9 protein-coding genes are annotated in these 12,418 nt (G+C 75.1%); 1 reads left to right on the top strand and 8 read right to left on the bottom strand.

Annotated elements, in window-relative coordinates; translation table 11 throughout:
- Window positions 1-65: 65 nt before the first annotated feature.
- The 8 genes from pyrE to ACFCX4_RS08680 all read right to left on the bottom strand — a co-directional run bounded on the left by pyrE (window position 66) and on the right by ACFCX4_RS08680 (window position 10,584).
- Complete coding sequence (pyrE, locus tag ACFCX4_RS08715; protein ID WP_376139910.1) at window positions 66-602, bottom strand: orotate phosphoribosyltransferase; 537 nt, start codon at window positions 600-602, stop codon at window positions 66-68.
- Between the two features lie 44 nt (window positions 603-646).
- Window positions 647-1,897, bottom strand: a complete 1,251-nt coding sequence (locus ACFCX4_RS08710) for a hypothetical protein (RefSeq protein ID WP_376139909.1) — start codon at window positions 1,895-1,897, stop codon at window positions 647-649.
- Between the two features lie 136 nt (window positions 1,898-2,033).
- Window positions 2,034-3,683: a polyamine aminopropyltransferase gene (locus tag ACFCX4_RS08705; protein WP_376139908.1), complete on the bottom strand. Its 1,650-nt coding sequence runs from the start codon at window positions 3,681-3,683 to the stop codon at window positions 2,034-2,036.
- Window positions 3,684-3,825: 142 nt separating this feature from the next.
- Window positions 3,826-4,353, bottom strand: coding sequence for a DUF2617 family protein (locus ACFCX4_RS08700; RefSeq protein ID WP_376139907.1), 528 nt, complete (start codon window positions 4,351-4,353; stop codon window positions 3,826-3,828).
- 476 nt (window positions 4,354-4,829) lie between these two features.
- Window positions 4,830-5,999, bottom strand: coding sequence for a pyridoxal phosphate-dependent aminotransferase (locus tag ACFCX4_RS08695; RefSeq protein WP_376139906.1), 1,170 nt, complete (start codon window positions 5,997-5,999; stop codon window positions 4,830-4,832).
- Window positions 6,000-6,122: 123 nt separating this feature from the next.
- A complete protein-coding gene (locus ACFCX4_RS08690; RefSeq protein ID WP_376139905.1) occupies window positions 6,123-6,683 on the bottom strand; it encodes a YbjN domain-containing protein in 561 nt (186 codons plus the stop codon).
- A gap of 193 nt (window positions 6,684-6,876) precedes the next feature.
- Window positions 6,877-9,483 (bottom strand): ATP-dependent chaperone ClpB, encoded by a 2,607-nt coding sequence (gene clpB, locus ACFCX4_RS08685; RefSeq protein WP_376139904.1) that lies wholly within the window; start codon window positions 9,481-9,483, stop codon window positions 6,877-6,879.
- A gap of 72 nt (window positions 9,484-9,555) precedes the next feature.
- Complete coding sequence (locus ACFCX4_RS08680) at window positions 9,556-10,584, bottom strand: LysR family transcriptional regulator (protein ID WP_376139903.1); 1,029 nt, start codon at window positions 10,582-10,584, stop codon at window positions 9,556-9,558.
- A 71-nt stretch (window positions 10,585-10,655) separates the two neighbouring features.
- Here ACFCX4_RS08680 and ACFCX4_RS08675 point away from each other — a divergent pair, with 71 nt between their 5' ends.
- On the top strand, window positions 10,656-11,777 hold the full coding sequence (locus ACFCX4_RS08675; RefSeq protein ID WP_376139902.1) for a TDT family transporter: 1,122 nt from the start codon (window positions 10,656-10,658) through the stop codon (window positions 11,775-11,777).
- Window positions 11,778-12,418: the final 641 nt, after the last annotated feature.

Here is a 12,418-nt window from a genome sequence, read left to right as displayed (position 1 = left end):
GTGCTGTTTCCCGTGAAACAGCACCGGCCCCGGCCGTTCGGCTGTGATGCGGCGGCGGTCCGGGCTCAGAGGCCCAGGTCCTCCAGGCCGTAGGCGGTCACGTACGGCAGGCCCTGCGCCTCGACCGCGGCGGCGCCGCCGCGCTCGACGATCACCGCGACGCCGACCACCTCGGCGCCCGCCTCGCGCAGCGCCTCGACGGCGGTCAGCACCGAGCCTCCGGTGGTGGAGGTGTCCTCGACGGCCAGCACCCGGCGGCCCCGGACCTCCGGGCCCTCGATCCGGCGCTGCAGGCCGTGCGCCTTGCCCGCCTTGCGGACCACGAACGCGTCCAGCTCGCGGCCGCGAGCGGCGGCGGCGTGCAGCATGGCGGCGGCGACCGGGTCGGCGCCCAGGGTCAGCCCGCCGACGGCGTCGTAGTCGAGGTGGGCGGTGGCGTCCAGCATCACCCGGCCGACCAGCGGAGCGGCCTGGCCGTCCAGCGTGATCCGGCGCAGGTCGACGTAGTAGTCGGCCTCCTTGCCGGAGGAGAGGGTGACCTTGCCGTGGACGACGGCCTTGTCCTTGATCTGTGCCAGCAGGGCGTCGCGGTCGTTGCTCATGAGCGTCCAGTCTAGGGCCTCCGGGGCCCGCCCCGCGCGCGGCGCTAGCGCCGGCGCAGCGCCCTGACCAGCACCACCGCACCGCCCAGCAGGGCCACCCCGCCGCCGATCATCCACGGCACCGCGCTGCGGCCGCCGACGCCCGGCACCACGATGCCCCCGGCGTCGCCGCCCCAGCGGGAGGCCGCCCGGGCCCGGGCGCTGCGGGCCGGCAGGGCTGGCGCGTACGGGCCGCGCGGCGGGGCGTGGTCGACCTCCTCGGCGGAGCGGCCGACGATGCTGCGGCGCACCGGGCCGCCGGGCACCGGCTCCTGCTCGTACCCGAAGGGCGGTTCGGCGGGGAGTTCGGCGGAGACCTGCTCCTCGGCCCCGGTGCTGCCGGCCGCGGCGGCGGCACCGGCGGGCTCGTCGACGTCGTCCGCGTCGTCGTCGGGGCTGCCGATCGGGAGGCCGAAGCGTTCGGCGTCGGCGTCGGAGAAGGCGATGAGGTCCGAGAGGTCGTCGTCGAGGTCGTCGCCGGGCTCGTCCTCGCGGTCCTCGTCCTCGTGGCGGCTCTCGCGGCCCTCCAGGAAGACGACGGTGGCCCCGGTCTCCGCGGCGTCCTCGTCCGTGCCGTCCCCGGCCGCGGTGTCGCCGTCCTCGTCCGCGTCCGCCGCCGGGGCGGCCCCGTCCGCGGTGTCGGGGTGCCCGGTGACCGCGTGCCCGGCGTCCGCCTGCCCGGGAGCGTCCTCCTCCGTGCCGTCCGTGCCGTCCGTGCCGTCCGTGCCGCTCCCGGCGGCGTCCGGGCCGTCCTGCGTCCCGTCCTCCGGGCCGTCCTCCGGGCCGTCCTCCGAGCCGTCGTCCGCCACGCCGTCCGGCGAGGTCAGAGCGGCGGCGAACCGGTCGAGCAGCCGGCGGCCGGCCGCGGTGAGCGTCTCGCCGTCGAACTCGGTGAGCCGCCCGGTCGCGCTCAGGTCGCCGGTGAAGCGGACCACCGAGGTGCCCTCGGCGTCGCCGTCGGCGACGCTGATCCGCACCGTCGCGGTGGCCTCGCCACCGCCCCGGGCCTCCTGGCCCTCGGCGAACGCGGTCAGCACGCCCTCGCGGCCCTCGATCAGCGAGAGCACGCCCTTGTACGTGATGGTGGAGGTGCCGATCCGCAGCTTCAGCCGCCCGCCGATCTCCTCCGCCGGGCCACTGCCGACGGCGGCCGGTTCGGTGTTCAGCCCCGGCACGGAACGCGCCAGCAGCGCCGGATCCTGCAGGGCCTGCCGGACCTGCCCGGCCGGCATCGGGACGACAACCTCATGCTCCATGCCACGGAGCCTACCGACCGAACCCGCTCCCGGCCCCGCCCTGTCCCCTACCTGCCGCCGTGCCCCCGCCGTGCCCCGCCGCCGCGGGAGGGACGGCCGCGGCGGCGGAGCCCGGATCCGTGCGGGCCGGGGGCGGTCAGTGCGGGCCGAGGAGGGTGAGCGCGGCCGGTGGCCGCAGGGGCCGCAGGGTGGTCAGGCGGGCGGCGGAGGCGCGCAGGGCGTCCGGCGTGAGGGCGCGCGGCGGCGGCGCGTCCGGGGCGAGGGTGAGCGGGGGCTGGGCGGCCGCGGCGAGCAGGAAGCTCTGGCTGCTCTCCGGCCCGGGCCGGCAGCTGGCCGTCGCGCTGCCCGCGACCGCGTACGGGACGGTCCGCAGCCCGGCGGCCCGCAGCCCCGACTCCGCTTGCCACAGGCCCTGCCGGCCGTGCTGCTCGTCGCCACCGCGGACGGCGAGCCGCCCGCCGGGGGCGAGCAGCCGGGTGGTGAGGCCGTAGAACTCCTGGGAGTGGAAGGTCACCGGCCCGCCGTCGGCCGGGGCGGGCAGGTCGGCGAGGACGACGTCGAAGGACTGCCCCGCGGTGGGGCGCACGGTGCGCAGCCAGTCCAGCGGGTCGGCCTCGGCGGTGCGCACCCGCGGGTCCTCCAGGGAGCGTCCGGAGAGCGCGGCGAGGCCGGGGTCGGTGCGGGCGAGCCGGGGCAGCGCCGGGTCCCGGTCGACCACCAGCACCGAGCGGACCCCGGTGTGCCGCAGCACCTCCCGCAGGGCCAGTCCGTCCCCGCCGCCGAGCAGCAGCACCCGGGCGTCCGGCCCGGCGGCCATCGCCGGGTGGACGAGGGCCTCGCTGCCCCGGTACTCGTCCGGTCCGCAGACCGCGAGCCGGCCGTCGAGGTAGAGCCGCAGCGGGCCCTCGGCGGGGCCGGTCAGCACGATCTCCTGGAGCCGGCTCTGGCTGACGGAGCGGACCTCTCCGCCGTACAGGGCGCGGCGGGCGGCCCGTTCGACCGCGTCGGACCAGAGGGCGGCCGCGGTGAGCAGCGCCAGGACGAGCGCGCAGCCGCCCCAGAGCAGCAGCCTGGTCCGCGGTGCGGGCTCCTCGCGGAAGAGCCAGAGCACCACGGCGGCCCCGGCGACGGCGTTGACCGCGCCGGTGACCAGGGCGCCGCTGCCGGGGCCCAGCAGCGGCAGGATGAGGAACGGGAAGGCGAGTCCGCCGATCAGCGCGCCCACGTAGTCGGCGGCGAACAGGTCGGCGGCGGCGCGGCCGGCGTCCTCGCGGCGGATCCGCTGGATGAGCGTCATCAGCAGCGGGATCTCGGCGCCGATCAGGACGCCGATGAGGCAGGTCAGCCCGACCATCGCGGCCTGGTAGTGGCCGATCCAGGCCCAGCAGGAGTAGAGCGCCAGGACGGACAGGCCGCCGGTGAGCGCGAGGGCGCACTCGACCAGGGCGAAGGCGGTGGCCGGCCGGCGGGTGAACCGCTTGGCGAGCAGCGAGCCGAGGCCCATCGCGAAGACCATGACGGAGAGCACGACCGAGGTTTGGGTGACCGAGTCCCCGAGCAGGTAGTCGCCGAGGGCGACGAGTTCCAGCTCGTAGACGAGTCCGCAGGCCGCGCAGACGAACGCGGCCAGCAGGACGACCAGCCGGGCGGACTCGGGGTGGGCGCGCAGCCGGGACCGACGGCGGGCGGGCAGCGGCGCCGGGCTCCGCCCGGGGCGGAGCGGACTGCCGTCGTCGAGGCCGAGGCCCGGCTGTGCGGGCGGCGGACCGGCCGGATGATTGATCACGAACAAACGCTAGGCGACGTGCGGGACGGACGGCTGCGCCCATTCGACGGACACCGCGGTGCGCCAGGTTGACGAATCGTTCCTGCGTGCGAATGAAAGTCGACGGGAGGCGCTCTGGGCGGCTCGTCGTCGTTGGTGGCGGTCATCGGGGGACCACCAGCGAGGACCGGGTGCAGACCAGCTGCCCCTCCTGCGGATAGGCGTGCCAGGTGCGCCAGAGCAGCCGGTCCGCGCCGCCCTGGGTGACCAGTGCGGTGAAGGCGCTGGGGTCGCCGGGGAAGACGCCGGCCAGGCCGCGCGGGTGCCCCTCGACCAGGGCCAGCAACTCCTGTGCGCGCGCCGCGAAGTCGTGCGGCGGCAGCGCCTCGATCCGGGCCGCGAACTCGTACTCCCAGCCGTCCACCTGCTTGGCCACCCGGGCGGGCAGCGGCGTGCGGCGGCCGGGCAGGCAGGCGACCGTCTCCAGGCAGCGGCCCGGCCCGGCGGCGATCACCACCTGGTGGGAGGCGCCCAGCAGGCGCAGCTGGAGGGTGCCGGGCGGGCCGGGGTGGCCGGGGCCGTCGAGTCTCAGGTCGCGGACCGCGAGGGCGGGCAGCGGCTCGCCGCCCAGGCACCAGGCCAGGTCACCCGCGCGGGTGTCCGTGTAGGAGGTCTGCAAAGTGGTGAGCATGCTCGGCTCCGCGTTTCAGCTCCGTGCGCGCCCGCCGAGCAGCAGCGAGTTGGCCTAGGCAAGGGCGAGGCTGTTCGTGGCTGTGCGGTCCAGGGCGCGGCCGACCGTGGAAGGAGGGATTCCGGCTGGAGATTCAGCAGCAGAGAAGCACGAATACGCCGGGTCCGTCGGCGATTTACCCAACTTTGTCAAGCATTCACCGTTTCGAGCACATCCGCTTCCCTGCTCTGATCGACCCGGTGTGCGACTATGCACCGCGCGCGCCCCTCACCCTGGCCCGCGCGCCGTGCACGCTGTTCACGCGCCTCCCCCACGCCGTGTACGCCCCTGCCCCCGCCACGTCGGGCGCACGGGGGCCACCATCCGGCCGGGGTGCCGCCCCGCGGGCCGCACGGATTGCCAGGAGGGCAGCAAAATACCGCCCCGCCAAGAAAGTTGATGAATCGTCAGAGCGTGCGAGAGGTCCCGGCGATGGGTCAGAGCGGGGACAGTCGGGCCAGCCGGTCGACCGCCTCCGTCAGCACGGCGTCCTGCTTGCAGAACGTGAAGCGCACCAGGGAGCGGCCGGCGTCGGTGTTGTCGTAGAAGACGGCGTTGGGGATCGCGACGACACCGCAGCGCTGCGGGAGGGTGCGGCAGAACTCGATGCCGTCCGTCTCGCCCAGGGGGGTGATGTCGGCGGTGACGAAGTAGGTGCCCTCGGGGCGGAAGACCCGGAAGCCGGCGGCGGCGAGGCCGTCCGCGAGCAGGTCGCGCTTGCGCAGCAGGTCCGCGCGGAAGCCGTCGAAGTAGGCGTCGGGCAGCCGCAGGGCCTCGGCGACGGCGTACTGGAACGGGCCGGCGCTGACGTAGGTGAGGTACTGCTTGGCGGTGCGGACGGCGGAGACCAGCTCGGGCGTACCGGTCACCCAGCCGACCTTCCAGCCGGTGAAGGAGAAGGTCTTGCCGGCCGAGGAGATGGAGACGGTGCGCCCGCGCATCCCGGGGAGGGCGGCGATCGGGTGGTGGGCGCCGTCGAAGACCAGGTGTTCGTAGACCTCGTCGGTGACCACCAGGAGGTCGCGTTCGACGGCGAGTTCGGCGACGGCCGCGAGCTCCGCGGGGGTGAGCACCAGGCCGGTGGGGTTGTGCGGGGAGTTGAGCAGCAGCAGCCGGGTGCGGGGGGTGACCAGGTCGCGCAGCTCGTCGAGGTCCGGGCGGAAGGAGGGGGCCCGCAGGGTCAGCGGGACGCGGACGGCGCCGGCCATCGCGATGCAGGCGGCGTAGGAGTCGTAGAACGGCTCCAGGGCGATCACCTCGTCGCCCGGCTCCAGCAGGGCCAGCAGGGCCGCGGCGATGGCCTCGGTGGCACCGGCGGTGACCAGCACCTCGGTGTCCGGGTCGTGGGTCAGCCCGTAGAAGCGCTGCCGGTGCCCGGCGATCGCCGTCCGCAGTTCGGGGACGCCGGGGCCGGGCGGGTACTGGTTGCCGTGGCCCTCGCGCAGGGCGCGGACGGCCGCCTCGCGGACCTCCTCGGGGCCGTCGGTGTCCGGGAACCCCTGGCCGAGGTTGATCGAGCCGGTGGCGGTGGCCAGCGCGGACATCTCGGCGAAGATCGTCGTCCCGAGCCCGGCCAAGCGGCGGTTCAACAGCGGCCTCGCACCCATCACGGCTCCTCGCACCTCGGCATCGGCGGCGGTCGGGCCCATCCTCGGGCCAGGGGGCGCCCGGAGACAAGGACGGCCCGCCACCGGGGCGCCGGTGGCGGGCCGTGCGGGGGCGTCCCCGGTTCAGTTCCCGGAGTCGTCGGACGGCTTGCCCTCGCCGCCCTCGCCCTCGATCTCGTCCTGCAGGCCGAGGCGCTCGACGATCCACTGCTCGAAGCCCACGGCGGCCTGGGTCCAGTTGGCGGTGGTGGTGACGAAGTAGTCCAGGTTGACGCCGGTGCCGACGATCATCTGGGCCTCGCCGATCAGGCGGACCACGCCGTCCTCGTGGGTGTGGGTGTAGACCTTGGGCCAGAGGGTCTCGCGGTTCCACTCGTCGATCAGGTCGAGGATCTCGCCCTTCTTCTCCAGCGGGTAGGGGCGGTCGTAGAACGCCCGGACCGCGAAGAGCTCCTTCTGGTCGCCGCGGAACATGTAGTAGACGCGGAAGCCCTCCCAGGGAGCGGTGAGGTCGCCCTCCTCGTCGACGACGTGCTTCAGCTGCATCTGGTCGAGCAGCTGGCCCACCAGGGCCTGGTCCGGGACGATGATCGGCGGCGGGCCGGCCGGCCGGCCGCCCTGGCCGCCGGGCTGGCCGCCCTGCGGCGCGCCGAACGACGGGATGGACGACGGGTCGATGCTCATGGGGTCCTCTTCCTCAGTGCACGTGGTGGTCGGCAATGAGAGGCCGCCCTTCCGAGTCCATCCTGCCTCATCCGGGCCCCACCTCACAGGGGTGCCCGCAAGCCGGAGCGGCCGGGCCGGACCACGGTCCGCCACCCCGGCGGGACGGGGGCGGACCGTGGTCCGGACCACGGTCCGGACCGGACCGGAGCGGTCACTTCTCCAGCGGACCGCGGGAGCGGACGGTGAGCCGGTCGCCGGTCCCGTCCTGCTCCACCAGCACGGTGTCGCCGTCGTGCACCTGGCCCGCCAGGATCGCCCGGGCCAGCTGGTCGCCGATCGCCGACTGCACCAGCCGGCGCAGCGGCCGGGCGCCGTAGGCCGGGTCGTAGCCGGTGAGCGCGAGCCAGTCCCGGGCGGCCTCCGAGACGTCCAGGGTGAGCCGGCGATCGCGCAGCCGGTCGCCCAGCCGGGCGATCTGGAGGTCGACGATCCGGGTCAGCTCGGCGGTTCCCAGCGGCTCGAAGACCACGATGTCGTCCAGCCGGTTGAGGAACTCCGGCTTGAACGCGGCCCGCACCGACTCCAGCACGAGGTCCTTCTTCCGCTCCTCCGGGGTGGTCGGGTCCACCAGGAACTGGCTGCCCAGGTTGGAGGTGAGGATGAGGATCGCGTTGCGGAAGTCCACCGTCCGGCCCTGGCCGTCGGTGAGCCGGCCGTCGTCGAGCACCTGCAGCAGCACGTCGAAGACCTCGGGGTGGGCCTTCTCCACCTCGTCCAGCAGCACCACGCTGTACGGCCGGCGGCGGACCGCCTCGGTCAGCTGGCCGCCCTCCTCGTAGCCGACGTACCCGGGCGGGGCGCCGACCAGGCGGGAGACGGAGTGCTTCTCGCCGTACTCGCTCATGTCGATGCGGACCATCGCCCGCTCGTCGTCGAAGAGGAAGTCGGCCAGGGCCTTGGCGAGTTCGGTCTTGCCGACACCGGTCGGGCCGAGGAAGAGGAAGGAGCCGGTCGGGCGGTCCGGGTCGGCGATGCCCGAGCGGGTGCGCCGCACGGCGTCCGAGACGGCCTGCACGGCCTCCGCCTGGCCGATCAGCCGACGGCCCAACTCGTCCTCCATGCGCAGGAGTTTGGCGCTCTCGCCCTCCATCAGCCGGCCGGCCGGGATGCCCGTCCAGGAGGCCACCACGTCGGCCACGTCGTCCGGGCCGACCTCCTCCTTGACCATCGAGGCGGAGGAGTCCTCGCCGGCGGCGCGCTCCTGGGCGTCGGCGAGCTCCTTCTCGGCGGCCGGCACCTCGGCGTACATCAGCTTGGACGCGCGCTCGAAGTCGCCGTCCCGCTGGGCGCGTTCGAGCGCGCCGTGCAGGTCGTCGAGCCGCTCCTTGAGCTCGCCGACCCGGTTCAGGCTCTTCTTCTCCTGCTCCCAGCGGGCGGTGAGCACGCTCAGCTGCTCGTTGCGGTCGGCGAGGTCGCGGCGCAGCCTGGCCAGCCGGTCGACCGAGGCCGGGTCCGACTCCTTCTCCAGGGCGAGCTCCTCCATCCGCAGCCGGTCGACGGCGCGCTGGAGCTCGTCGATCTCGACCGGGGAGGAGTCGATCTCCATCCGCAGCCGGGAGGCCGCCTCGTCGACCAGGTCGATCGCCTTGTCGGGCAGGAAGCGGGAGGTGATGTAGCGGTTGGACAGGGTGGCCGCGGCGACCAGCGCGGCGTCCGCGATCTGCACCTTGTGGTGCGCCTCGTAGCGGCCCTTGAGGCCGCGCAGGATGGCGATCGAGTCCTCCACGCTCGGCTCGCCGACCAGCACCTGCTGGAAGCGGCGCTCCAGGGCGGGGTCCTTCTCGATCCGCTCGCGGTACTCGTCCAGCGTGGTGGCGCCGACCATCCGCAGCTCGCCGCGGGCCAGCATCGGCTTGAGCATGTTCCCGGCGTCCATCGCGGAGTCGCCGCCGGCGCCCGCGCCGACCATGGTGTGCAGCTCGTCGATGAAGGTGACGACCTGGCCGTCGCTCTGCCGGATGTCGTTGAGGACGGCCTTCAGCCGCTCCTCGAACTCGCCGCGGTACTTGGCTCCGGCCACCATCGCGCCGAGGTCCAGGGAGACCAGGCGCTTGCCGCGCAGCGACTCCGGCACGTCGCCGGCGACGATCCGCTGGGCCAGGCCCTCGACGACGGCGGTCTTGCCGACGCCGGGCTCGCCGATCAGCACCGGGTTGTTCTTGGTCCGGCGGGAGAGCACCTGGACCACCCGGCGGATCTCCTGGTCCCGGCCGATCACCGGGTCGAGCTTGCCGTCCCGGGCGGCCTGGGTGAGGTCGGTGCCGTACTTCTCCAGCGCCTTGTAGGTCCCCTCCGGGTCCGGCGAGGTGACCCGGGCGGTGCCCCGGACGTCCTTGAACGCGGCCAGCAGCGCCTTGGGGGTGGCGCCGTGGCGGACCAGCAGTTCGGCGACCGCGCCGCCCTCGGCGGCCAGGCCGACCAGCAGGTGCTCGGTGGAGACGTACTGGTCGTCGAGGTCGTCGGCGCGCCTGCCGGCCTCGGTCAGCACGGCCATGGTGTCGCGGGCCAGCTGGGGTGCGGCGACGGTGGTGCCGGTCGCGCTGGGCAGCCCGTCGAGCTGGCGGCGGGCGTCGGCCCGGACCCGGGACACGTCGGCGCCGACCGCCTCCAGCAGCGGCCCGGCGATGCCCTCGGGCTGTTCCAGCAGGGCGGTCAGGATGTGCACCGGCTTGACGTCCGGGTTGCCGGCCGAGCCGGCCTGCCGGATCGCGGCGGACAGGGCGTCCTGCGTCTTGGTGGTGAACTTGCTGGCGTCCACTGCTGGGGGTTCCTCCCTCGTCGTGCGTGATGTCTGCCGTCTACAGCATGCACTAAGTTGAGTCTATTCCGCTCAACTTTTGGATGAACGGTCGGGGCGGGCCCGCAGGGCCGGACGGTCGGACGGCCCGGGGGCCCTGCGGGCCGCCTTCGGCGGGAGGGTCCGGGCCTGGGCCATCCGCGCCTGGTGGGTGCCGGCCGTCCGCCGGGTCAGCGCCAGCAGCTCGCGGGCCGGTCCGGTCGGCCGCTGCCCGCTCGGCCAGACCGCCCGCAGCGGCCGCCGCAGGTCCAGCTCCTCGGCGAGGCGCACCGCCACCAGCCGGCGGGTGGCCAGCTCCTCCACCACCGCCAGCTCGCTCAGGCAGACCGGCCCGGCCCCGGTCATCGCCGCGGCCTTCAGCGCGGTCGACGAGGCCAGCTCCAGCCGGGGCGACGCGGCGCCCCCGTACGGGGCCAGCGCCATCTCCAGCACCTCCCGCGTCCCCGATCCCGGTTCGCGCAGCACCAGCGGGGTCGCCGCCAGCTCCCGCCCGGACAGCGGTGCGCGCCGGCGCGACCACGGGTGGTCCGGCGCCACCACGACCACCAGCCGGTCGGCCGCCACCACGGCGCCCGCCAGGCCGGCCGGCGGCAGCGGCCCCTCGACGAAGCCGAGGTCGGCCTCGCCGGCCAGGACGTGCCCGGCCACGTCCGCCGAGTTGGCGGTGCGCAGGGTCACCGCCGTCCCCGGGTTGGTCGCGTGCAGGGCCAGCAGCCAGCCCGGCATCAGGTACTCGGCCACGGTCAGGCTGGCCACCACGGTCAGCCGGGCGTCCCGGCGCTCGCGCAGCGCGTCGATCCCGGCGTCCAGCGCCTGCGCCGCCTCGACCACCTGGCGGGCCCACTCGACCACCAGCCGGCCCGCCTCGGTGGGCCGGGAGCCGCGCGGGGAGCGATCCAGCAGCGGGACGCCGATCTGCCGCTCCATGCCCTTGATCCGGGCGCTCGCGGTCGGCTGGCTCACCCCGAGTTCGGCGGCCGCCCGGCCGACGCTGCCGAGCCGGGCCACCGCGAGCAGCAGCTCCAGCGCACCGAGTTCGGGGACGCGCGGGGAGAGGGCCATAGATTCAGGCTATGCCCTCATAGAGCGCGCGGCGCTACCGGCGGCGGCCGGGCCGGGGGACGGTGGATGCCATGGCCACCCTGATCAGCACCGCTCCCGGATCCCGCGCCGCCGCCCGGCTCCGCCGTCCCGACCTCTCCCAGCTCGGCCCGAACTGGTACGCGGCGGTCATGGGCACCGCGATCACGGCCAACGGCGCGGCCGTCCTCCCGGTCCACTGGCCCGGCCTGACCGGCTTCGCCGAGGTGATGTGGGTGCTCGGGCTGGCCGGGCTGCTGGTGCTCGGCACCGCCCGCGCGGTCCACCTCACCCGGCACCGGGAGGCCGCCCGGGAGCACCTGCTGGAGAACCCGGCCACCGCCGTCTTCTACGGCTGTCCGCCGATGGCGCTGATCTCGGTCGGCCTCGGCACCCTGACGGTCGGCTCCCGGGTGATCGGCACCGGCCCGGCCGTCGCGCTCGACCTCGCGCTCTGGACGATCGGCACGCTGTACGCGCTCGCCGTCGCGGTCGGCATCCCGTACCTGATGATCACCCGGCACGCGGTCTCCCCGCTCGCCGCCAACCCGACCTGGCTGCTGCCCGTGGTCGCCCCGCTGGTCGCCTCCGCGGCCGGCCCGGCGCTGGTCCCGCACCTGCCCGCCGGCACCGCCCGGGAGGCGCTGCTGTACGGGTGCGCGACGCTGTTCGGGATCGGTCTGCTGGCCACCCTGGCGCTGCTGCCGGTGGTGCTCACCGGCCTGGTGCACACCAAGCTGTCCGCACTGGCGCTGACCCCGACGCTCTTCCTGGTGCTCGGCCCGCTCGGGCAGTCCACCACCGCGGTCCACCAGCTCGCCGACGCCGCCGGTCCGGTGCTCCCCGAGCTGGCGCCCGGGGCCCGCGCCCTCGCCGAGCTGTACGGGGTGGCGGTGCTCGGCGTCGCGATGCTCTGGCTGCTGCTCGCCGTCGCCGCCAACCTGCGCGCCCGGCGGGCCGGCATGGGGTTCGCGATGACCTGGTGGGCGTTCACCTTCCCGGTCGGCACCTGCGTCACCGGGGCGGCCGCGCTCGCCCGGCACACCGGTTTCCCCGGGTTCACCGTGCTCGCGGCCGGCCTGTTCGTGCTGCTGCTGGCCGGCTGGGTGCTCGCGGCGGGCGGCACGGCCGCCGCGCTGGCCGGCGGGCGGCTGCTGGCCCGGCCGGGCGACTGAGACCCCGGGCGGCCCCGGCGACCGGCGACCGGCGACCGGGCCGACGGCCGCGGGCCGCGGCGGGTCCGGTGGGGCTCGACGGCCGGGTGTGGCCCGAGGGGTCGCCCGGGCCCGCCCGCACGGGTGTCCGGACTCCACGGGTTCCGGAACACGCGACTCCGGCACCAACCGGCCGGACGGTTGGAAAATCCCCGCTCCACCGTTGTGGCCTGCGGTTTCGCAGGAACCGGAAGCGGCTTGCAGTGGCCCGCGCCGGGTCGCCGGTGCAGATTCCTGCAATTGCGAGAACATGCAGCAGGGCGGCACTTGTCCGCCGGCCGTCACGCTGTGAGGGTGGAACCACGCCAGGTCGCCCGGGCCACCGCAGCCCGATGACGGCGACTTGCTCTTCATTGCTGGATGCGACCGGCACGTCCGCACGTGCCTGCATATCGGGGGGAAGAGCGCCGGCCGGGACGCCATGTGTGGTGATGGCCCCCGGGACCGGAGCCGGCGAGGCGTTGCTGCTCCGCCTCGCCGGAAGCGCTGGGACCATGGCGTACCCCGGCGGCCCCCCGGACCCGTGTGCGACGGCACCCGGAGTCCGGGGGACCGCCGGGCCGCAGTACCGTGAGCGACGCCGGTCACCGCGTGCGGCGCAC

The sequence above is a fragment of the Kitasatospora sp. NPDC056327 genome, from assembly GCF_042261735.1.
Taxonomy (GTDB): domain Bacteria; phylum Actinomycetota; class Actinomycetes; order Streptomycetales; family Streptomycetaceae; genus Kitasatospora.
This window is presented reverse-complemented; position numbering and strand designations above follow the sequence as displayed.